Source organism: Inquilinus sp. CA228, assembly GCF_052078665.1.
Classification (GTDB): domain Bacteria; phylum Pseudomonadota; class Alphaproteobacteria; order DSM-16000; family Inquilinaceae; genus Inquilinus.
Window position 1 is genome coordinate 23,849 of the sequence record NZ_JBQJIK010000072.1, and the last position, 20,340, is coordinate 44,188.

The following is a 20,340-nucleotide window of genomic DNA, read 5'->3' on the forward strand; positions in this document are numbered from 1 at the left end:
GCCGGCTAGGCCGGCGTCCAGTCGATCTTGCGCTCCTCGCGGAAGGCGAAGCGGACGAGGTGTGAGGCGACGACCTCCTCCAACCGGGCCAGGCCGGCAGCCTCGGGCGCCTCGTTGCGCAGCACCAGCACATCCGGCTCGGCGGCCAGGGCGGTGGTGCCCATCTCGAAGGTCAGGTGGCCGTTCCCGGCGTCGAAGGTCGCCGGGATCTTGTGGCCGAAATGCTTGCACAGCTGCTGCAGGTACTTGCTGGCGTGCTCGGTGGGAATACGGGCTTCGGAGCTCGGCATGATGTCCTCTTCGATGGGATAATGCCCAGATGGGGACGTTGCGAGCCGTTCGCAACGGTGCCTATCTTGTCCCACCCGCCAGCGCGCGGAAGCCGGCGGTCAGGAACCGGATCAGATCCGGCATCCGCGCCGGATCGGCGGTGACCTCGTGCCCGTCCGACAGCCGCTCGACCCGCAGGTCGGAGATGTGCTTCAGCAGGGCGCCGAGCGCGTAGACATAGCCCCAGACGAGCAGGTTGCGGTCGCACCCCGGCAGGGCCTGTTGCATCGCCGCGATGAAGGTGCGGGCCAACGGATCGTAATGCGGCTCGATCACTCTGTCCGTTTCCGGACCCTGGTCCGAGAGGCGGGCGACCAGGCGGGAGAAGGCGGCGCCGCCCTCGGTCGCGCGCAGCAGCACCGCCGGTTCGACCCAGGCTTGGACCAGGTCCTCGACCGCGTTCGGATTGGCAGGCGAACAGTCGACGGCGGCGATGCGCTGCAGCCGTTCGTCGATATAGCCGCGGCGGTGCTCGAAGATGGTGCCGAGCAGCTCCTCCTTCTTGCCGAAGTAGTAGCCGACCAGGGCCAGCGGCACGCCGGCCCGGGCGGCGATGTCGCGCACCGAGACGGCGTGGTAGCCGCGCTCGGCGAACAACTCCTCGGCGCTGGTCAGGATGTCCTGGCGGCGGTTCGGCGGGGCGGTGTCGCCCGGCGCGATGACCGACCGGCGCCGGGACCCGCGCGGGGCCTTCATCGTCGGTGCCGTCGGAGAGGCCATTCTCGAATCTCTTGAACGTTTGATCGAATGTTTGTACGATCGTACAAGATCGTCTCCGTAAAGTCACCTCCGGTGCTGCCGGCCGCCGTCGCGATTTGCGGCGCCGACCCGGTGCGCCGGTCCAACGACAACATTGAGGGAGGACGCGGTCATGCAACAAGAAACGCGTACGGGCCAGGAAATGCGTACGGGCAGCCGGCTCGCGGAGTTCGCGGCCGGGTGGCCGGTGCTGGTGGCCGCCACGCTGGGCTGCGCCATGGGGGCGTCGTCGCTGCCCTTCTACAGCCTCGGCAGCTTCATCGGCCCGCTGCAGCAGGAATTCGGCTGGGCGCGGGGCGACATCACCTCGGCCTTCCTCTACCTGACCCTGACCGTGGCGGTGACCGCGCCCGCGCTGGGCTGGCTGATCGACAGGCTGGGGCCGCGCCCGATCGCGCTGGCCGCCATTCCCGGCTTCGCCGCGACGCTGTTCGCCCTCGGCCGCTACGGCGACACGCTCACCGCCTTCTACATCTGCTTCGGGCTGGCGGCGCTGCTCGGCGGCGGCACCACGCCGATCCTGTACACACGGGCGGTGAACGGGCGGTTCGATGCGGCGCGGGGCTTGGCGCTGGGCCTGACCCTGGCGGGCATGGGCGTCATGGCCATGGTCCTGCCGCCGCTGCTCGCGGTCGTCATCGCCGGCCATGGCTGGCGCGCCGGCTACCTGATGCTGGCCGGCTTCGCCTTGCTGCCCTGGCCGTTCGTGCTGTGGTCGCTGGGCGGCAAGGCCGCGCGCGGCGCCGCGGCCGAGGAACCCTGGGGCGTCGACCGGGGCGTCGCCCTCCGCTCCCGCATCTTCTGGACCATCGCGCTCGGCTTCTGCGCCATCGCCATCGCCGTGTCGGCCCTGACGGTGCACATGGTGCCGCTGCTGCGCGATGCCGGGATGGAGCCGATGCAGGCGGCCGGCGTGGCCTCGCTGACCGGGGTCGGCGTGCTGCTCGGCCGGCTGGTCATCGGCTGGCTGATGGACCGGTTCTTCGCGCCGCGCCTCGCCGCCGGGATCTTCGGCCTGACCGCGCTGGGCTGCCTGCTGCTGGCCTATGGCGGCCTGGGGCTGGCGCCAGTGGCCGCCTTCCTGATCGGCTTCTCGCTCGGCGCCGAGGTCGACCTGATCTCCTATCTCACCGCGCGCTATTTCGGCATCCGGCGCTACGGCTTCCTCTACGCCACGATCTACGCCTGGTTCGTCATCGGCGCCGCGATCGGGCCGTACGTGGCCGGCCGGATCTACGACGCGACCGGCAGTTACGATGTGGCGATCTGGGGCGTCGTCGCCTGCCTGATCGCCGGGTCGCTGGCCGCCCTGTCGCTGCCCCGCTTCGACGCGCTGCGGCCGCGGGCGGCGGACACGATGCCGCATGAATCCGATCCCCGAGGCACCGCCGCGCAGGCCGTGCTCAGATGATGCAGAAGGATGCCGCTATGACCGCTTTCGACCAGACGCACGACCCGAAGCGCCGCAGCTGGGTTGCCTCCGCCAACCGGGACGGGGCCGACTTCCCGATCCAGAACCTGCCCTTCGGCGTCTTCAGCCCGGCCGGCGGCGTGCCGCGATTCGGCATCGCCATCGGCGACGGCATCCTGGATGTCGGCGCCGCCCGCGACGCGGGGCTGCTGTCCGGCGCCGCGGCCGACGCGGCCGACGCGGCCCAAGGTGGAGGGCAGGGCGGGGCGCTGAACCCACTGTTCGCCCTGCCTGCTTCTGTCCGCACCGAACTCCGCCGGCAGGTGTCGGCGCTGCTCGACGCCGGCGGCCCGGCGCGGCCCGAGCTGCTGCACGACGCGGCCGCCTGCCGGCTGCTGCTGCCGACCGAGGTGCGGAACTACACCGACTTCTACGCAGGCATCTATCACGCCCGCGCCGCCGGCGCCCTGATGGCGCCGGACAATCCGCTGCCGCCGAACTACAAATGGGTGCCGATCGCCTATCACGGCCGGGCTTCCTCGGTCCGCGCCAGCGGCGGGGATGTGCGGCGGCCGCAGGGCCAGCGCCCGCCGAGCAGCGGCGGCGACGGCCGGCCGGGCTTCGGCCCGTCGCAGCGGCTGGACATCGAGCTGGAGATGGGCTTCTACATCGGCCCCGGCAACGCGCTGGGCGAGCCGATCCCGATCGCCGAGGCGGGCGAGCGGATCGTCGGCTTCTGCCTGCTGAACGACTGGTCGGCGCGCGACATCCAGCGCTGGGAGATGTTCCCGCTCGGCCCGTTCCTCGGCAAGAGCTTCAGCACCACCGTCTCGCCCTGGGTGATCACCGCCGACGCGCTGCTTCCGTTCCGGGCATCGGCCATGGTGCGGCCGGAGGGCGACCCGGCGCCGCTCGACCACCTGCTGGACGGGGCCGACCAGGAGTCGGGTGGCCTGGACGTCGAGCTGACGGTCTGGCTGTCGACCGCCCGGATGCGGGCCGAAGGGCAGGAGCCGGCCACCATCATCACCTCCAACGCCCGGCACCTCTACTGGACGCCGGCGCAGATGGTGGCGCATCACAGCTCCAACGGCTGCAACCTGCTGCCGGGGGACCTGCTCGGCACCGGCACCATCTCCGGTCCGACCCGGGCGCAGCTGAGCAGCCTGCTGGAGCTGACCATGGGCGGAAGCGAGCCGGTGACGCTGCCGAATGGCGAGCAGCGCGGCTTCCTGTCCGATGGCGACGAGATCACCTTCACCGCCCGGTGCCGGCGCGACGGCTTCGTGCCGATCGGCTTCGGCGCCTGCACCGGCACCATCATCCCCTGACCCCCGGACACCGACCCATGGCCAAGCTCATCGACATCTCGATCCCGCTGGAGAACGACGTTCCGGCCGATCCGCCCCAGCAGAAGGTGTCGATCACCTATCGCGCCCATGCCGAGACCGCGCGGGACATCGCCGCGATCTTCCCGGGGATGCGGCCGGAGCAGCTGCCCGAGGGCATGGGTTGGGCGGTCGAGACCGTCACCATCTCGACCCACAACGGCACCCATCTCGATGCGCCCTGGCACTACCACCCGACGATGGACGGCGGCAAACGCGCCATCACCATCGACGAGGTGCCGCTGGAATGGTGCTTCCAGCCCGGCATCAAGCTGGACTTCCGCCACCTGCCGGACGGCTACATCGTCACCCCGGCCGAAATCGACGCCGAGCTGGATCGGATCGGCCACACGCTCAAGCCGCTCGAGATCGTGCTGGTCAACACCCGGGCGGGGTCGCGCTACGGCGAGGCCGACTACATCCACACCGGCTGCGGCATGGGCCGCGACGCCACGCTGCACCTGCTGAACCAGGGCGTTCGCCTGGTCGGCACCGATGGCTGGAGCTGGGATGCGCCGTTCAGCCACACGGCGAAGCGCTTCGTCGAGACCGGCGACGCCAGCCTGATCTGGGAAGGCCACAAGGCCGGCCGCGACATCGGCTACTGCCACCTGGAGAAGCTGCACAATCTGGAGGCGCTGCCGCCCACGGGCTTCACCGTCAGCTGCTTCCCGGTGAAGATCCGCGCCGCCTCCGCCGGCTGGACCCGGGCGGTGGCGATCCTGCCGGACTGAATCAGCCCGGCAGCAGGCTGCGCATCGCCGTGGCGGTCGTGATGGCCGCGGCGACATCCTCGTCGTCGTCCCCGTCCTCGGCATGCCAGAGGGCGGAGAGGACGGCCTGGGCGAAGGACCAGCGCAGGATGCGCTCCTCGGGCAGGCCGAGCGTTTCGGCGAAGATCCGCAGCCGGCGGGTGATCTGCCGGGGATCGTTATAGAGGTCCTCGGCACCGCCGGGGTTGCGCAGGCTGGCACCGGTCTCATAGGCCAGCTCGCCGATCACGCCCTTCGGGTCGATCACCAGCCAGCCGCGATCGCCGCCGTCCAGCACGTTCTCGTGATGCAGGTCGCCATGCAGCAGGAAGCGCCGGCCCTGGCTGGCGCAGAGATCCCTGTACTCGGCCTCGGCGCGGTCGAGCAGCATCGGCGGGATCTCGTCATGCGGCGCGGCGGCGCGATAGCGGGCGAAGGCGCGGCCCCAATCCCCGACCGTTGGCCAAGGGCCGGGCGGCGGGTCGTCCTGGTGCAGATCCGCCATCACGCGGCACAGGATGCGGACGGCCTCGTCGTCCCGGCCGGCCAGCACGATCTCGGTCAGCTCCGTCCCCGGCAGGGCCCGTTCCAGCAGCACGGCGTTCTGCTCGTGCCCCAGCACCCGGACGGCGCTGCGGCCCTGGTAGTGGGCCAGCATCATCGGGCCGAGGGCCTCGTCGCTGTTCGGCTTCAGCACCTTCAGCACCGCCCGCCGGTCGCCGCGGCGGACGAAGGCGAGATGGGCGCCGTTGCGCTCGATCGCCGCGCCGTCGGGCTCCAGCTCCCAGCGGTCGAGCCACAGCTCGATCGGCGACAGGGCGTTGCTCACGGCTTCCAGTCCAGCATCGCTTCCAGCACCCGGCGCAGCACCGCCTGCAGCGGCCGGGCCCGCCCCGCCTGATAGGTAAAGGGCGGGTCCTCGTCCATGTAGTGGCGTTGCGCCAGCTCCATCTGCAGCGCGTGCACGTCCCGCTGCGGCTGGCCGTAATGGCGGGTGATGATGCCGCCCTTGAACCGGCCGTCGACGACATGGGTGAAGCCCTCAGCCGTGCGGCAGATCTCCGCGATCCGGTCCTTCAGGGCCGGCGCCGCCGTGGCGCCGCCATTGCTGCCGAGGTTGAGGTCGGGCAGCAGGCCGTCGAACAGCCGCGGCACAACCGAGCGGATCGAATGCGCGTCGTAGAGCAGGGCGTAGCCGTGCTGCGCCTTGATCCGCTCCAGCTCCGCCGCCAGCGCGGCGTGATAAGGCTTCCACACCGTCTCCACCCGACCGACGATCTCGGCCTCGTCCGGTTGCTCGCCCGGCCGGTACAGCGGCCTGCCGTCGAAGTCGATGGTCGAGCACAGGCCGGTGGTGGCCTGGCCGGGATACAGGCTCTGGTCGTCCGCCGGGCGGTTAAGGTCGATGACGTAGCGCGACTGCGCCGCCTGGATGATGCTGACGCCAAGCCCTTCGGCGAAGTCGTAGAGCCGGTCGAGATGCCAGTCCGTGTCGCGCAGCAGCTGCCCTTCCGGCGTGAGCCTGGCCCGGATCGCATCCGGCACGCCGGTGCCGACATGCGGGATGCTCAGCAGCAGGGGCGCGGTGCCCCGGTGCAGGCGGAAAGCGTCCATCACGCGGCCTCCTTCGCGGCGCTCGGCAGCAGCCCGGCGGCATAGGCCAGGAAGGTGCCGGCCTGGACCAGTCCCTTCGCCGCCTCGATGTCGGGGGCGAAGAAGCGGTCCTCATCCCATTTCCGCACCTTGGCCCGGAGGACGGCGACCGCCGCCTCGATCCGCTCGGCGCTGCGCAGCGGGCGGTGGAAGTCGATGCCCTGCGCTGCGGCCAGCAGCTCGACGCCGACGATCACCGCGGTGTTCTCGGCCATGTCGCCCAGGCGCCGGGCGGCATGGGTCGCCATCGACACATGGTCCTCCTGGTTGGCCGAGGTCGGCAGGCTGTCGACCGAACTCGGATGCGCCAGGCTCTTGTTCTCGCTGGCCAGGGCGGCCGCGGTGACATGGGCGATCATGAAGCCGGAGTTCACCCCCGGATCGGCCACCAGGAAGGGCGGCAGGCCGGACAGGTTGGAGTCGGTCAGCAGCGCGATCCGCCGCTCCGACATCGCACCGATCTCGGCGATCGCCAGGGCCAGGTTGTCGGCGGCGAAGGCCACCGGCTCGGCGTGGAAGTTGCCGCCGGAGATGACGTCGCCGGTCTCCGGGAACACCAGCGGGTTGTCGGAGACGGCATTGGCCTCGATCTCCAGCACCCGCGCCGCGTGGCGGATCTGGTCGAGGCAGGCGCCCATCACCTGCGGCTGGCAGCGCAGGGAGTAGGGGTCCTGCACCCGGTCGTCATTCTCGACATGCGAGGCGCGGATGGCGCTGTGCTCGAGCAGGCTGCGCAGCACCGCCGCCACCTCGATCTGGCCCGGCTGGCCGCGCCATTCGTGGATGCGGGCGTCGAAGGGCGCGTCGGAGGCGCGGGCGGCGTCGACCGACATGGCGCCGGCGACGAGTCCGGCGGCGAACACCTCCTCCGCCGCGAACAGGCCGAACAGGGCCAGGGCGGTGGAGACCTGGGTGCCGTTCAGCAGGGCCAGGCCTTCCTTCGGCGCCAGGGTCAGCGGCTCGAGGCCGATCTGGCGCAGCGCGTCGGCGGCCGGCCAGCGCTTGCCCTTGAGCCGGATCTCGCCTTCGCCGAGCAGCGCCGCCGACATGTGGGCGAGGGGGGCGAGGTCGCCCGACGCGCCGACTGAGCCCTTGGCCGGGATGCAAGGATAGGCGCGGGCGTCGAGCAGCGCCTGCAGCGCCTCGATCACCACCCAGCGCACGCCGGACCGGCCGCGGGCCAGGCCGTTGAGCTTGAGCGCCAGGATCAGCCGGACGATGGCGTCGTCGAGCAGCGGCCCGGTGCCGGTGGCGTGCGACAGCACCAGGTTGGTCTGCAGCTGTTCCAGCCGGTCGGTCGGGATCCGGGTCTGGGCCAGCTTGCCGAAGCCGGTGTTGATGCCGTAGGCGGTGCGGTTCTCGTCGACGATCGCGGCGACGGTGGCGGCCCCGGCTTCGATCTCCGGCCGGCAGGCGGGGTCGAGGCGCACGGCGGCGTCGGTGCGGGCGATGGCGCGGAGCTGCGGCAGCGCCAGGCGGCCGGCGGTGAAGGTGATGTCGGCCATGTCAGTAGAGATGATTCCGGTAGGAGTTTTCGAGCCGGGTGTCGGTCTCGGCGGTGTCGAGGCCCTTGATCTGGTCGGCCAGGATCTTGCCCAGGGTCGGGAAGCTGCCGCGTTCGATCTGCACCGCCGGGTCCCACAGGCGGGACCGGATCAGCGCCTTGCCGCAGTGGAAGTACAACTGGTCGACCGTGACCCGGAGGGCCGCGGTCGGGACCTTGCCGTCGACCGCCATCGGCTGCAGCACCGCCGGGTCGGTGGTGATCGCGGCGCCGCCATTGACCCGCAGCGTCTCGTTGATGCCGGGAACGAAGAACACCAGCCCGACCTTCGGGTTCTCGACCACGTTCGACAGGCTGTCGCACAGGTTGTTGCCGCGCCGGTCCGGGATCAGCAGGGTGGTCTCGTCGGCCACCGTGACGAAGCCGGGCGCGTCGCCGCGGGGAGAGGCGTCGGCGCTGCCGTCCACCCCCGCCGTGGCGATCACCAGGAAGGGCGACAGGCCGATGAAGGCGCGGGCGTGCCGGTCGATCCGGTGCAGGATCTTGTTCTGCACCAGCCCGCTCGGCTCCGGATAGCGGCTGCGCAGCTCGGCTTGGTCCCGGACGATCTCCTCGGCGTGAACGATCCCGTCATCCATGCGTGTCCTCCAGCATCGGCAGCTTCATGCCCTGTTCGCGGGCACAGTCGCGGGCGATGTCGTAGCCCGCATCGGCATGCCGCATGACGCCGGTTCCCGGATCGTTGGTCAACACCCGCTCCAGCCGCCGCGCCGCCTCGGCCGTGCCGTCGGCGACGATCACCATGCCGGCATGCTGGCTGTAGCCCATGCCGACGCCGCCGCCATGGTGCAGGCTGACCCAGGTGGCGCCCGAGGCGGTGTTCAGCAGGGCGTTCAGCAGCGGCCAGTCGGAGACGGCGTCGGAGCCGTCCTGCATCGCCTCGGTCTCGCGGTTCGGGCTGGCGACCGAGCCGGAGTCGAGGTGGTCGCGGCCGATCACGATCGGCGCCTTCAGCTCGCCCTTGGCCACCATCTCGTTGAAGGCGAGGCCCAGGCGGTGCCGCTGGCCGAGGCCGACCCAGCAGATCCGCGCCGGCAGGCCCTGGAAGGCGATGCGCTCGCGCGCCATGTCCAGCCAGTTGTGCAGATGCGGGTCGTCCGGGATCAGCTCCTTCACCTTCTGGTCGGTCTTGTAGATGTCCTCCGGGTCGCCGGACAGGGCGGCCCAGCGGAACGGGCCGATGCCGCGGCAGAACAGCGGGCGGATATAGGCCGGGACGAAGCCGGGGAAGTCGAAGGCGTTGTCGACCCCGACATCCTGGGCCATCTGGCGGATGTTGTTGCCGTAGTCGAGCGTCGGGATGCCCATGGCGTGGAAGTCCAGCATCGCCCGGACATGCGCCGCCATGCTCTCCTTCGCGGCGCGGACCACGCCGTCGGGGTCGGTCAGGCGGCGGGATTCGGCCTCGGCCCAGCTCCAGCCCGCCGGCAGGTAGCCGTTCAGCGGGTCATGCGCCGAGGTCTGGTCGGTCACCGCGTCCGGACGCCAGGCCGGGTCGTTTTTCGCCCGGCGCACGATCTCCGGGAAGATCTCGGCGGCATTGCCCAGCAGGCCGACCGAGACGGCGCGGCCCTGGGCCTTCGCCTCGTTCACGATCGCCATCGCCTCGTCCAGCGTGTCGGCCTTGCGGTCGACATAGCGGGTGGCCAGGCGGCGCTCGATCCGGCTGGCCTGGCATTCGACCGCGATCATCGAGGCGCCGGCCATGGTCGCGGCCAGCGGCTGCGCGCCGCCCATGCCGCCCAGCCCGCCGGTCAGCACCCAGCGGCCCTTCAGGTCGCCGCCATAGTGCTGACGGCCGACCTCGGCGAAGGTCTCGTAGGTGCCCTGCACGATGCCCTGGCTGCCGATATAGATCCAGGAGCCGGCCGTCATCTGGCCGTACATCATCAGGCCCTTGGCCTCGAGCTCGCGGAAATGCTCCCAGGTCGCCCAGTGCGGCACCAGGTTGGAGTTGGCGATCAGCACCCGCGGCGCGTCGGTGTGGGTGCGGAAGATGCCGACCGGCTTGCCCGACTGGACCAGCAGCGTCTCGTCCGGGGCCAGGTCCTTCAGGCTGCGGACGATGGTGTCGAAGGACTGCCAGTCGCGGGCTGCCTTGCCGATGCCGCCATAGACCACCAGCTCGTCCGGATTCTCGGCCACGTCGGGGTCGAGGTTGTTCATCAGCATGCGCAGGGCGGCTTCGGTCTGCCAGGTGCGGCAGCTCATCTCCGTCCCGTGCGGCGCCCGGATGACGCGGCGGTTGGTGGCGGTCGTCACGGCAAGGCCTCCCTCTGAATTGGCGCTGGCGTCGAATTGGTATAGGGTTGTATATACAACCTGTGACGGGCCGACAAGGGCCAGAGAGGATGCCATCGTGATGGAGCCCCAGCCCCTGGCGCTGCTGGACGAGCCGCAGCCGCTGTACCGCCGCGTCAAGGCGATGATCCTGCGCTCGATCGAGACCGGGGAGTGGCCGGAGAACGGGCGGGTGCCGTCGGAGAACGAGCTGGTGAAATCGCTCGGCATCAGCCGGATGACGATCCACCGGGCGCTGCGCGAGCTGACCGAAGCCGGGATGCTGGTGCGGGTGCAGGGCGTCGGCACCTTCGTCGCCGGGGTCAAGCCCGAGGCGCCGCTGATGGAGATCCGCAGCATCGCCGACGACGTGCGGGCCCGCGGCCATGCCCACAGCGCCACGGTGGTGCTGCTGCGGCCGGAGGCGGCGACGGCGGAGACGGCGGCGCGGCTGGAGGTGCCGGAGGGTACGGCCATCGCCCATTCGGTGCTGATCCACCACGAGGACCGCGTGCCGATCCTGCTGGAGGACCGGCTGGTGCGGCTCGATTCGGCGCCGCACTACCTGGCGCAGGACTTCACCCGGATCACGCCGCATGACTACCTGATGCAGGCGGCGCCGATGCCCGACGGCGAGCATGTGGTCGAGGCGGTGCTGGCCGAGCCGTGGGAGCGCGAGCACCTCAGGATCGGCCGGCACGAGCCCTGCCTGCTGGTGCATCGCCGCACCTGGGCGGCGGGCCGGCTGGTCAGCGTCGCCCGCCTGCTGTTCCCCGGCTCGCGCTACCGCATCGGCGGGCGCTTCACGAGCCGGCCCTCGGCCGGCTGACGATCTCGCGGTCGAGCCGGGCGGCGAGGGCGTCGCCGACCCCGGTCATCGGCAGGCGCAGCTCCGGGCTGTCGATCAGGCCGGTGCGCCACAGCCAGTGCTTGATCGGCGCCGGGCTCGGCTCGGCGAACAGCAGCCGCGGCAGCTCGGACAGGGCCCGCCAGGCGGCGAGGGCGCCCGGCTGGGCGCCGATCGCGGCGAAGGCTGCGGTCTCGACCTGGGCCGAGGCCAGGATGCCGCCGTCGGCGCCCTGGGTCAGGGCGGTGTAGAACAGCGCGTCCTCGCCGGTCAGCACCGAGAAGCCGGCGGGGCGATCGCGCAGCAGGTCGAAGGACTGCCGGGCGTCGGCGCAGCAATCCTTGACCCCGACGATGTTGGGGCGCTCGGCGAGGCGCAGCATGGCCTCGTTGCCCAGGTTGACGCCGGTCCGGTAGGGGATGTTGTAGATCAGGATCGGCCGGTCCGTCGCCTCGGCCAGGGCGGAGAAGTGGCGGACCAGGCCCTCCTGCGACGGGCGGACGTAATAGGGGCAGGCGATCAGGTATCCCTCGACCGGCCAGGCGGCGGTGCAAGCGAGGTCCTTGACCAGCTTGCGGGTGTCGCTGCCGGAGAGACCGAGATACAGCGGCAGCGGGCGCTCTTCGGCCGCGATCGCGACCACGCGCTCGGTCTCCCCGGCGTCGAGCGTCATGCCCTCGCCGGTGGTGGCGGCGAGGATCAGGCCGTCGACCGGGCCGGCGGCGTAATGCCGGACCAGCCGGCGCAGCGAGGCCTCGTCGAGCGCGCCGTCGCGGAACGGGGTGATCAGCGGCAGCCAGAGGCCGGTCGGGGCGGGAAGGGGCATGGTTCGTCTCCTGCGTGCGGGGCCGGAGACGGGGCTGGCGCAGAGACGACAAGACCCCGTCCGAACCGGCGGGGTCTGGTGGATCCTGATGCGCGCGGCGGCTTACCGCGGGCAGTGATCTCCGGTCCCCGCGAGCGGGGCTTTTTTGGCTTTGGCGAAGAGGGCGCGGCCGGAGGTCATGGCCGGACAGTGGCCTGCGGCCCGCAGAGCTGTCAAGCCGGTGAGAAGCGCTGAGCCAGCCGGGGCTTCCCAATTGAGGCATATGTTATGCACCGCCTTGGTGCTAGCTTCATCGCAGTTGCCAAAGAGATTTGAGACAAAGGCAATCTTTCTATTCACGGGCCATGCCGCTATCGGCGGCGCTGCAGCCAAGCCGCGACGACCTTCCGGTCACCAGAGCCGGCGCTGTAGTCGACACTCTTGGAAGTAAGGGGCTTTCCATGGCGAATTTGGTCGTCAACGCGACGAACGGCATCAACGGCGCAGGGTTTTCGATTGCAGCGATGCAGGCGCTCGCTTTCGACAATCCGCAGCTCGGGGAGTTCACTCCGACCTTCGTCAAGGTGAACTTCGACGACGGGCTGTCGGTCGAAGTGACCGGCTCCGGCTTCGGCCTCGGCCTCGGCGGCGTGACCGGAACCGCGACCAAGCTGGTGCTGCTGCAGGGCGGCAGCCCGGTGGTCACCCTGTCCGGCTTCTCGATCGCGGCACAGACCGTCTATGACGCGGTGGAGGCGGGCGACTATCAGGGGCTGGCCGCGATCATGTTCGCCGGCGCCGACACCATGACCGGATCGCAGCAGACCGACACGCTGCTGGGTCTCGGCGGCGACGACACCCTCTCCGGCCTCGGCGGCAGCGACAGCCTGCTGGGTGGCGACGGCAACGACGTTCTCCGCGGCGGCGCGGGGGCGGATGCGCTCAATGGCGGCAACGGGACCGACACCGCGAGCTATTACGAAACCAGCACCGTCATCACGGTCAACCTGACGACCGGCACCGGCACCGGCGGCGTCGCCCAGGGCGACGTGCTGATCTCGATCGAGAACCTCAGCGGCGGCCAGGGCACCGACACGCTGACGGGCGACGCCGGCGCCAATGTGCTGCAGGGCTGGAACGGCAACGACGTGCTGACCGGGGTCGGCGGCAAGGACACCCTCACCGGCGGCGCCGGCGCGGACCGCTTCGTCTATGCCGCCACGGCGCACAGCGCGGTCGGGGCCAACGCCGACCGGATCGCCGACTTCAGCCGGGCCCAGGGCGACAAGATCGACCTGTCGGCGATCGACGCCAACACCGTGCTGGCCGGCAACCAGGCCTTCAGCTTCATCGGCAACGGCCTCTACACCGGCGTCGCCGGGCAGCTGCGCTTCGCCGTGGTGAGCCCCGGCATCACCACCATCGCCGGCGACGTCAACGGCGACGGGGCCTCGGACTTCCACATCAGCCTGTCCGGCCTCATCGGCATGCTGGGCACCGACTTCGTGCTCTAACGGAAGGCGGGCGGCTCCCACGTCCGCAGCCGGGTTTCGAGGGGGGCGAGGTCGAACGGGACCGCGCCCCTCGCGGCCCTCCCATTTGAGGGATGTATCGTGCGTTGCCTTAGGGATACAGTCGGAACAGCCGCTCAACCGATTTTTAGACAAAGACATTTGACCGATTTGTGGGCCGGATCGTGATCGGCGGGGCGCTGTCATCGACACTCTCGGCAACAGGGGCTTTTCATGGCGAATTTGGTGGTCAACGCGCCGAACGGCATCAGCGGCGCAGGGTTTTCGATCGCGGCGATGCAGGCGCTCGATTTCGACAATCCGGTGCCCGTGACCTTCACCCCGACCTTCGTCAAGGTGAACTTCGACGGCGGGCTGTCGGTCGAAGTGACCGGCTCCGGAATGGGCATCGGCCTCGGCGGCGTCACCGGAACGGCGACCAAGCTGGTGCTGCTGCAGGGCGGCAGCCCGGCGGTCACCCTGTCCGGCTTCTCGATCGCGGCGTCGACCGTCTACAACGCGGTGCAGGCGGGCGACTATCAGGGGCTGGCGGCGGTGATGTTCGCCGGCGCCGACACCATGACCGGATCGCAGCAGACCGACACGCTGTTCGGTCTCAGCGGCGACGACACCCTCTCCGGCCTCGGCGGCAACGACACGCTCTTCGGCGGCGACGGCAACGATGTCCTCCGCGGCGGTGCGGGGGCGGATGTCCTGGACGGCGGCAACGGGACCGACACCGTCAGCTACTACACCAGCGGCATCGGCATCGTGGTCGATCTCTCCACCGGCAGAGGCAGCCTCGGCGAGGCCCAGGGCGACACCATGACCGGGATCGAGAACGTCTCCGGCAGCCAGAGCTGGGACAGCCTGGTCGGGAACACCGGCGCCAATGTGCTGCAGGGCTGGAACGGCAACGACAGAATCCTCGGCGGCCGCGGCGCGGACACGCTGAGCGGCGGCGCCGGGGCCGACACCTTCTTCTATGCCGGCACGATCCACAGCCTGGTCGGGGCCGGGGCCGACCGGATCACCGACTTCAGCCATGCCCAGGGCGACAAGATCGACCTGGCGCAGATCGACGCCAACACCATCGCCGCCGGCAACCAGGCCTTCAGCTTCATCGGCAACGGCCTGTACACCGGCGTCGCCGGGCAGCTGCGCTTCGCCTTCGCCCAGCCCGGCCTCACCACCATCGCCGGCGACGTCAACGGCGACAAGGTCTCGGACTTCCACATCAACCTGACCGGCGGCTTCGCCGTGGTGGCCGGCGACTTCGTGCTCTAGCGCCGGGCGGGCGGCTCCCACGCCCTGAGCCAGGCCTCAATGGGGGCGAGGTCGAACGGGACCTCGCCCTCGCGGCCGATCGGCAGCAGCGGGCGGATCGCCCGCCAGGGGTCGCGCAGGCCCAGGCCGAGCCCGTCGATGGGCAGGTCGCGGCGGGCGATCGCCCACACCGCGACCGCGGCCTCCACCGCCACCGCGGTCCAGGCGGCGTCGAGCTGGCGCTCGGTCTCCTCGACCGCGAAGGGGGCCATGCCGCCGACATCCTCGACCCCGTCGCAGACCTGGCCGCGATACTGCAGCGCCACCGGCTGGGCGGCGATGCGGGCGGCGGCGACCTTGGCCGCGGCGATGTGGCCGAGATTGAGGAACTGCACCCCGCCGGCCGCCCCGGCCTCGGCCGCCAGCCCGGCGGGCAGGCCGCTGAAGGACGGCCATTGCAGCTTGTGCACCCGCTCGCCCGAGGCCTCGACGGCCTTGCCGATTGCGAGGCGCAGCGCGTCGAGCGCGACCGCCAGCAGCGTCGTCTCCATGCTGCCGTGAGAGATCGCGGCGCCGGTGGCGCGGTCGACCAGCGGGTTGTCGGCGACGGCGTTCAGCGCGCCCTCCCACGCCTCCCAGGCCCAGGCCAGCGCGGTGCGGGCGGCGCCGTGGATCTGCGGCGCGCAGCGCAGGCTGAGCGGATCCTGCAGCAGGCGCGGGGCGCCGGGCTGCCACAGCGCGCTGTCCTCCAGCAGCCGGCGCAGGGCCCGGCCTGAGGCGGCGTGGCCGGCCTGCGGATGGGCGCGCTCCACCGTCTCCGACCAGGCGCCAGGGTTGCCGCGGAAACCCTCCAGCGCCAGCGCGGCGGCGAGGTCGAGCGCGTCGAGCAGCCGCTTCACCTCGGCCAGGGCCAGGGCGCCGGCGGCGAGGGTGAGGGCGTTGCTGTTGAGCAGCGACATCGCCTCCTTCGCCGCCAGCCCGTCGAGCGGCGGCACGGAGGTGAGCCCGTCCAGCGCCGGGCCGTCGGAGGCGCGGCCGACCAGCGGCAAGGCGAGCTGCGACAGGGCGACGATGTCGGAGGCGCCGACCGAGCTGCCGGTGCGGACGTCGGGCGCGACGCCGGCATTGGCGCGGGCGAGCTGCGCCGCGCACAGCGCCGGGCGGACGCCGGACCAGCCGCGGGCCCAGCCGTTCAGCTGCACCGCCAGCGCCGCGCGGAGCACGGCGGCGGGCGCCCGGCGGCCGGGGGCGCGGGTGGCGTGGCCGGTCAGCACGGCGAGGTTGAAGGCGGCGTCGCGGCGCGGGTCGACGGAAAAATCCTTCTGCGAGCCGAAGCCGGTGGTGATGCCATAGGCCGGCACGCCGGCCTCGACGATGCGGTCGACGATGCCGCGCGCCTCGGCGATGCGGTCCCAGGCGGCGTCGGACAGGGCCAGCCGGGTGGCGCCGGCGGCGAAGCGGGCCAGCGCGGCGATGCCGAGGCTGTCGCCGTCGAGGGTCAGGACGGCCGTGTCGGCCGCGGGCATGTGGCTCATGATTCGGGGGGCTCGCTTCGTCTCGATGCGAGAGGTAGGGCAGGGCGGCGCGGCATGCCGCCAGCCGAACGCCGCCCGCTGTTCCGCCAGCGACAGTGGGCCCTCTCCGGTTCACGATCACAGCCCGGCCCTGCGCAACAATCGCTTGGCGCCGCCGCCGGAGATGGCGAGGATGCGCGCCATGGACGCACCGATCCTCACATACCCCCACCCCACGGCGCCCGAGCCCGGCGTGCCGGTGGAGGTGGCGCCCGGCCTGCTGTGGCTGCGCTTCCCGCTGCCGATGGCGCTGAACCACGTCAACCTCTGGCTGCTCGAAGACGGGGATGGCTGGACCCTGATCGACGCCGGCATCGGCAACGGCGCCTCGCGCGAGATCTGGGACGCCCTCCTGGCCGGGCCGCTCAGGCACAAGCCGATCCGCCGGGTGCTGATCACCCACATGCACCCCGACCATATCGGCTTGGCCGGCTGGCTGTGCGAGCGCTTCCGGGCGCCGCTGACCATGACGCTGTCGGAATACGCCACGGCCCGCGCCACCTGGTCGGACGACCGGCCCGAGGTGGCGGCCGCGCATGCCGCCTTCTACCGCGCCGCCGGCCTGCCGGCCGAGGCGGCGGAGATGGTGGAGGCGCGCGGCAATGTCTATCGCCGCGGCGTCTCGCCGATCCCGGTCGCCGCCCGCCGCATCCGCGACGGCGACACGCTGGCGATCGGCGGCCGGAAGTGGCGGGTGATCGTGGGCGAGGGCCATTCCAGCGAGATGGCCTGCCTGTACGACGCCGAACGCGGGATCCTGATCTCGGCCGACCAGGTGCTGCCGAAGATCAGCCCGAACGTGTCGGTCTGGCCGTCGGAGCCCGAAGCCGACCCGCTGGCGGATTTCCTGCGCAGCCTGGCCGTGCTGCGGCAATTGCCGGCGGAGACGCTGGTGCTGCCCTCGCATGGCCTGCCCTTCTTCGGCCTGACCGAGCGGATCGACTGGCTGGCCGCCCATCACGCGGAGCGGCTGGCCCTGACCCGCGAGGTCTGCCGCCAGCCGGCGACGGTGGCCGAGCTGATGGCGGCGATGTTCCACCGCGCGCTGGACCGGCAGCAGATGATGTTCGCGGTGGGTGAGGCGACGGCCCATCTGAACCGCCTGGTCGCCGCCGGCGACCTGGCCCGGGAGACCGGGGCGGACGGGGTGTGGAGGTTTCGGCAGGTCTGATCGGAACCGGTGCTGGCTCATTGTTGCCTCTCCCGCGGGTCCCCGGATCAAGCCCGGGGAGGAGAGGTCGGGCTCGCGCAGCGAGACCGGGTGAGGGCGGGCCCTGGCCTCGACAAAACCCCCTCACCCGGAGGCGCAAGCGCCTCCGACCTCTCCCGCAAACGGGAGAGGCAAAAACATCGGGCTTGATGGTGAGGATGGTGCGTGGCAGCGCTCAGCCGCCGCCCGGTTTCAGCTCCCAGGGTGGGCGGTCGAGCCGCTCCTCGGTGAAGAGGTCGATCCAGCCGGGCGGGGTTTTCCGGCTGCCCTTGAAGTAGAAATACCGGGCCGCCTCCGGGCCGGTCTCGGGCCACCACTTCGATTCGGGCTCGTCGTCCTCCGCGCCGGGGCCATCGGACCAGTTGGTGCCGGAATAGTCGGGGTTCAGCCAGGCCGGATCCGGGTGGATGCCCATGTCGCGGCAGAGATGGATGACGATCTCCTCGAGCGGGTGCTCGGCGAGCGCGAGGGCGGCGTCGATGTCCTCATCCTCGATCAGCCGCTCCCACAGATCGGCCAGCAGCGCCTCGCCCTTCTCGGCGTCGACCGAATCGTCGCCGTCGATGGAGCAGGAGACGGCGCGGGCCACCTGGCGGCGCCGCTTCTCCTTCTCCTCGGCCCGGTCCCGGGCATGGGCGGCGGCCTTCTGCGCCATCTCCTGGCGCTTCTGGGCGAGGTGCAGCTTCAGCGCCAGGGTACGGCGGATGCCGCGGGCGATGCGATCGAGGGAAATCTCCAAATCCTTGGCCGCGGCGGCGTCGCCGGCCTTGATCGCGGCCAAGGAGGCGGCATGCATGGCCTCGGCGCGCTCCATCGCCATCTCGGCCAGCCGGTCGAGCATGCGCGCGGCCTGCTCGGCATCGGCGGAGGCCGGTGCGGCTGGCAGCGGGGTGGAGTCGGAGTGCGGCTTGTTCATAGAACATAGCATGAACGATAACGATCCACCCGCGCAATGAACATTGTGTTAACTGCCGGAACGCTAGGAAATCCGCGGTGTTCGGATGGCGGATAGGTCTTCGTATCGCTAGGGCTTACGCCACCCCAAGGATACCCTCATTTCGATAGGCTTCACTTCGGGGCAGTTCGATTGCCCCTCACTTGGCCGGAGCCAACTTGATGAATCGTATAGCGACATTGAATCGCATCGCCTCCATATGGCGAACCTCATCTCGTAGAGTAAGCTTGCTAAAGAAAGGAATATCGAAGCCTCCGTCGCGTCGCGGCGCATCAGCTATCTGAAATTCGACAGTCCAGCGCTCATCGAGGCTATTTTTGAGCCTCTCCGCAGCTTCAGTACCATGGAGATCTGACACCCGTTGCACCAGTGCCGACCGAAACGGCTCATATGTCCGAAGCATTTGTGCCGCGTTACTGCCTTGTTTAAAAAAATGGCTTAGAATGCTTGATTGTCGTGAACTTTTCTTGATATGGATAAACCGCCGACCCTCTATATCGAGAAGATCGCATGCTTCGATTCCTCTGCCTGGTTCCTCGGCAATCTCAACTAGTTTTTGATCCATAAGTAAATACCCGGAGCTCGATGCGATTTCTATATTATAAGATTCTTCTGATTGGTAGTAAGGTTTTATCCTTTTTCTCTTCTCCGGCGGTGTATAAATCTTTCTAAGCGGCGTAAATTTTGGGTCTGGGGCTCTGAGCAGCGCTATAAACTTCTCGTCAGCGGCAGCCTTATAGGTATCATCCAGTCTGTACCAAACTCCCTCGTTTAACGCGTACCGTGCCGTACCAACTACCACCGAACCTACCAACGCGCGTCTAATCGACCATTGCTCAAGCTTGTCGCCGGCCTCTGAATGCACAGCGATCTTGTGCTTCTTGAGTAGATCTATGTCCAATTTCTCAAGTTCGTTTCCCAATCCTTTCCGATATATGTCTATAGAAATATCCGGAAAGAATTCCCTGATACCAACGTTCACGAAAGAAAAATAGCCAATGCTTGTAGGAAGTATCTCTGGTATTGCGATTTCAAATTCGCCGCTATCGTTAATGAGGTGTTTTATCAACTCCGAATCTAGGGTGTTAATGAGATTGCTATCAAGAACCGGCGACAGAAAGTCGATGATTTTGAAAGCGGTATCTTTATATTTTTCTAAGCTAAAAAGTCTGAGCGCCTCCATCGCGACATTAGGAATCTCCGACATCAACACGCTCTTCGAAAATCTCAGTGCTCGCGATCCCGTAATTTTATCAGCAAAATCATCATCGTCCGCATAACCACTGACTTTCCTAATAAGATCGAGAGCCTCATCGAATCCAAACGACCTCAGGTCTCGCTGGCCAGCTGCTTGGGAAAAACCTCGAATAGCATCGCCAATATGTGAATGTTCAACACTTCTAAGTTTCTCGTCGCTGAGTTTATTGATCGCAACCTTAAGGCCGAAGTCGGCCTCCGTCTTTGATTCATCTAGATAGACATGACCATAGGAAAAAGTGATCGCAAAAATTTTCTGATCCTTCTTGAAAACGACGACGGCGCAGGGCGACTGAGAGACAAGATCCGTCGGGATCGCAAAAATCTCAGATAAGTGGCTGACCCATTTTGGAGGTGATCTTCGACCCGGAAACGTGAAAAGAACGCTTTCATCTCCTAAACCATTTGAAGTTAGGCGTTTCGCAAATCCATTTTCGACGAGATCATGTGCCGATGTCGTCATAATTTCATCAAGTGACCTCAGGAGTTCAGTGCCTAGATAAAGGGAAAAGGTCTTTGTTTTGGTCATTTCACATTCGTCCTACAATTAAAGCATGCGCATCTGTATATTCAGCTCGTGGAGATTGATTTTTGCGCCCTAAGGGCCCCTAAGGATAGGTGGGGAAATGATCAGAAGCGACGCTTGACACCTAAGAGACCGTTTGGAAATTGCGGATGGGGGCTTTCTCGGCGAGCGAGGATATGATTCAAGCTATGGATGTGGACGGAACAGAGCCGTGGCCGGATGGCCGAGATCGCAAAGAAGACCAAGCGCTAT

General features: G+C 68.7%; 18 protein-coding genes. 7 read left to right on the forward strand and 11 right to left on the reverse strand.

Annotated elements, in window-relative coordinates; translation table 11 throughout:
• Positions 1-5: 5 nt before the first annotated feature.
• Positions 6-290, reverse strand: a complete 285-nt coding sequence (locus ACTOWL_RS28945; RefSeq protein WP_441324751.1) for a DUF2218 domain-containing protein — start codon at positions 288-290, stop codon at positions 6-8.
• Between the two features lie 61 nt (positions 291-351).
• Positions 352-1,050: a TetR/AcrR family transcriptional regulator gene (locus ACTOWL_RS28950; RefSeq protein ID WP_441324752.1), complete on the reverse strand. Its 699-nt coding sequence runs from the start codon at positions 1,048-1,050 to the stop codon at positions 352-354.
• Positions 1,051-1,231: 181 nt separating this feature from the next.
• Between ACTOWL_RS28950 and ACTOWL_RS28955 the strand changes: the two genes are divergently transcribed.
• Genes ACTOWL_RS28955 through ACTOWL_RS28965 form a run of 3 tightly spaced genes read left to right on the forward strand, consistent with a single transcriptional unit; the run spans position 1,232 to position 4,622 of the window.
• Positions 1,232-2,500 (forward strand): MFS transporter, encoded by a 1,269-nt coding sequence (locus ACTOWL_RS28955; protein WP_441324753.1) that lies wholly within the window; start codon positions 1,232-1,234, stop codon positions 2,498-2,500.
• A 17-nt stretch (positions 2,501-2,517) separates the two neighbouring features.
• The gene (gene fahA, locus ACTOWL_RS28960) at positions 2,518-3,831 is read left to right on the forward strand and encodes a fumarylacetoacetase (RefSeq protein ID WP_441324754.1); all 1,314 of its coding nucleotides are present in this window, start codon (positions 2,518-2,520) and stop codon (positions 3,829-3,831) included.
• A 17-nt stretch (positions 3,832-3,848) separates the two neighbouring features.
• A complete protein-coding gene (locus ACTOWL_RS28965) occupies positions 3,849-4,622 on the forward strand; it encodes a cyclase family protein (RefSeq protein ID WP_441324755.1) in 774 nt (257 codons plus the stop codon).
• Between the two features lies 1 nt (position 4,623).
• On the opposite strand, the gene ACTOWL_RS28970 is transcribed toward ACTOWL_RS28965, so the two are convergent.
• The 5 genes from ACTOWL_RS28970 to hutU are packed head-to-tail and all read right to left on the reverse strand — an operon-like array spanning position 4,624 to position 10,068.
• Positions 4,624-5,469 carry an aminoglycoside phosphotransferase family protein gene (locus tag ACTOWL_RS28970; protein ID WP_441324756.1) on the reverse strand — a complete coding sequence of 282 codons (846 nt, stop codon included), beginning with the start codon at positions 5,467-5,469 and terminating at the stop codon, positions 4,624-4,626.
• Positions 5,466-6,254 (reverse strand): N-formylglutamate deformylase, encoded by a 789-nt coding sequence (gene hutG / locus ACTOWL_RS28975; RefSeq protein WP_441324757.1) that lies wholly within the window; start codon positions 6,252-6,254, stop codon positions 5,466-5,468. Before hutG ends, ACTOWL_RS28970 begins: the two co-directional genes overlap by 4 nt.
• Positions 6,254-7,798: a histidine ammonia-lyase gene (gene hutH, locus ACTOWL_RS28980; protein WP_441324758.1), complete on the reverse strand. Its 1,545-nt coding sequence runs from the start codon at positions 7,796-7,798 to the stop codon at positions 6,254-6,256. Before hutH ends, hutG begins: the two co-directional genes overlap by 1 nt.
• 1 nt (position 7,799) lies before the next feature.
• Positions 7,800-8,435, reverse strand: a complete 636-nt coding sequence (locus tag ACTOWL_RS28985; protein WP_441324759.1) for a pyridoxamine 5'-phosphate oxidase family protein — start codon at positions 8,433-8,435, stop codon at positions 7,800-7,802.
• Positions 8,428-10,068 (reverse strand): urocanate hydratase, encoded by a 1,641-nt coding sequence (gene hutU, locus ACTOWL_RS28990; RefSeq protein WP_441324768.1) that lies wholly within the window; start codon positions 10,066-10,068, stop codon positions 8,428-8,430. Before hutU ends, ACTOWL_RS28985 begins: the two co-directional genes overlap by 8 nt.
• A gap of 151 nt (positions 10,069-10,219) precedes the next feature.
• On the opposite strand from hutU, the gene hutC reads away from it, so the two are divergent.
• Positions 10,220-10,966, forward strand: a complete 747-nt coding sequence (hutC, locus tag ACTOWL_RS28995) for a histidine utilization repressor (RefSeq protein WP_441324760.1) — start codon at positions 10,220-10,222, stop codon at positions 10,964-10,966.
• Here hutC and ACTOWL_RS29000 read toward each other — a convergent pair.
• The gene (locus tag ACTOWL_RS29000) at positions 10,941-11,810 is read right to left on the reverse strand and encodes a 4-hydroxy-tetrahydrodipicolinate synthase family protein (protein WP_441324761.1); all 870 of its coding nucleotides are present in this window, start codon (positions 11,808-11,810) and stop codon (positions 10,941-10,943) included. The two genes, hutC and ACTOWL_RS29000, sit on opposite strands and share 26 nt — an antisense overlap.
• Positions 11,811-12,250: 440 nt before the next feature.
• Here ACTOWL_RS29000 and ACTOWL_RS29005 point away from each other — a divergent pair, with 440 nt between their 5' ends.
• Together ACTOWL_RS29005 and ACTOWL_RS29010 are read left to right on the forward strand one after the other, a co-directional pair.
• Complete coding sequence (locus tag ACTOWL_RS29005) at positions 12,251-13,303, forward strand: calcium-binding protein (RefSeq protein ID WP_441324762.1); 1,053 nt, start codon at positions 12,251-12,253, stop codon at positions 13,301-13,303.
• A 231-nt stretch (positions 13,304-13,534) separates the two neighbouring features.
• Complete coding sequence (locus ACTOWL_RS29010) at positions 13,535-14,587, forward strand: calcium-binding protein (protein ID WP_441324763.1); 1,053 nt, start codon at positions 13,535-13,537, stop codon at positions 14,585-14,587.
• On the opposite strand, the gene ACTOWL_RS29015 is transcribed toward ACTOWL_RS29010, so the two are convergent.
• Positions 14,584-16,101, reverse strand: coding sequence for an aromatic amino acid lyase (locus ACTOWL_RS29015; protein WP_441324764.1), 1,518 nt, complete (start codon positions 16,099-16,101; stop codon positions 14,584-14,586). The two genes, ACTOWL_RS29010 and ACTOWL_RS29015, sit on opposite strands and share 4 nt — an antisense overlap.
• Before the next feature lie 181 nt (positions 16,102-16,282).
• On the opposite strand from ACTOWL_RS29015, the gene ACTOWL_RS29020 reads away from it, so the two are divergent.
• Positions 16,283-17,311 carry an MBL fold metallo-hydrolase gene (locus ACTOWL_RS29020; RefSeq protein ID WP_441324765.1) on the forward strand — a complete coding sequence of 343 codons (1,029 nt, stop codon included), beginning with the start codon at positions 16,283-16,285 and terminating at the stop codon, positions 17,309-17,311.
• Positions 17,312-17,525: 214 nt separating this feature from the next.
• Here the strand turns inward: ACTOWL_RS29020 and ACTOWL_RS29025 are convergent, their stop codons facing one another.
• Together ACTOWL_RS29025 and ACTOWL_RS29030 are read right to left on the reverse strand one after the other, a co-directional pair.
• Complete coding sequence (locus ACTOWL_RS29025; protein ID WP_441324766.1) at positions 17,526-18,278, reverse strand: hypothetical protein; 753 nt, start codon at positions 18,276-18,278, stop codon at positions 17,526-17,528.
• Positions 18,279-18,444: 166 nt separating this feature from the next.
• Entirely contained in the window at positions 18,445-20,091 is a 1,647-nt protein-coding gene (locus ACTOWL_RS29030; RefSeq protein ID WP_441324767.1) for a TIGR04141 family sporadically distributed protein, read from the reverse strand.
• Positions 20,092-20,340 lie beyond the last annotated feature (249 nt).

Excerpts from the sequence above, each read along its gene's own strand:
- ACTOWL_RS28945 (WP_441324751.1), bottom strand. The coding sequence starts at position 290 with ATGCCGAGCTCCGAAGCCCGTATTCCCACCGAGCACGCCAGCAAGTAC.
- ACTOWL_RS28950 (WP_441324752.1), bottom strand. The coding sequence starts at position 1,050 with ATGGCCTCTCCGACGGCACCGACGATGAAGGCCCCGCGCGGGTCCCGG.
- ACTOWL_RS28955 (WP_441324753.1), top strand. The coding sequence starts at position 1,232 with ATGCGTACGGGCAGCCGGCTCGCGGAGTTCGCGGCCGGGTGGCCGGTG.
- fahA (WP_441324754.1), top strand. The coding sequence starts at position 2,518 with ATGACCGCTTTCGACCAGACGCACGACCCGAAGCGCCGCAGCTGGGTT.
- ACTOWL_RS28965 (WP_441324755.1), top strand. The coding sequence starts at position 3,849 with ATGGCCAAGCTCATCGACATCTCGATCCCGCTGGAGAACGACGTTCCG.
- hutG (WP_441324757.1), bottom strand. The coding sequence starts at position 6,254 with ATGGACGCTTTCCGCCTGCACCGGGGCACCGCGCCCCTGCTGCTGAGC.
- hutH (WP_441324758.1), bottom strand. The coding sequence starts at position 7,798 with ATGGCCGACATCACCTTCACCGCCGGCCGCCTGGCGCTGCCGCAGCTC.
- ACTOWL_RS28985 (WP_441324759.1), bottom strand. The coding sequence starts at position 8,435 with ATGGATGACGGGATCGTTCACGCCGAGGAGATCGTCCGGGACCAAGCC.
- hutU (WP_441324768.1), bottom strand. The coding sequence starts at position 10,068 with ATGAGCTGCCGCACCTGGCAGACCGAAGCCGCCCTGCGCATGCTGATG.
- hutC (WP_441324760.1), top strand. The coding sequence starts at position 10,220 with ATGGAGCCCCAGCCCCTGGCGCTGCTGGACGAGCCGCAGCCGCTGTAC.
- ACTOWL_RS29000 (WP_441324761.1), bottom strand. The coding sequence starts at position 11,810 with ATGCCCCTTCCCGCCCCGACCGGCCTCTGGCTGCCGCTGATCACCCCG.
- ACTOWL_RS29005 (WP_441324762.1), top strand. The coding sequence starts at position 12,251 with ATGGCGAATTTGGTCGTCAACGCGACGAACGGCATCAACGGCGCAGGG.
- ACTOWL_RS29010 (WP_441324763.1), top strand. The coding sequence starts at position 13,535 with ATGGCGAATTTGGTGGTCAACGCGCCGAACGGCATCAGCGGCGCAGGG.
- ACTOWL_RS29015 (WP_441324764.1), bottom strand. The coding sequence starts at position 16,101 with ATGAGCCACATGCCCGCGGCCGACACGGCCGTCCTGACCCTCGACGGC.
- ACTOWL_RS29020 (WP_441324765.1), top strand. The coding sequence starts at position 16,283 with ATGGACGCACCGATCCTCACATACCCCCACCCCACGGCGCCCGAGCCC.
- ACTOWL_RS29025 (WP_441324766.1), bottom strand. The coding sequence starts at position 18,278 with ATGCTATGTTCTATGAACAAGCCGCACTCCGACTCCACCCCGCTGCCA.
- ACTOWL_RS29030 (WP_441324767.1), bottom strand. The coding sequence starts at position 20,091 with ATGACCAAAACAAAGACCTTTTCCCTTTATCTAGGCACTGAACTCCTG.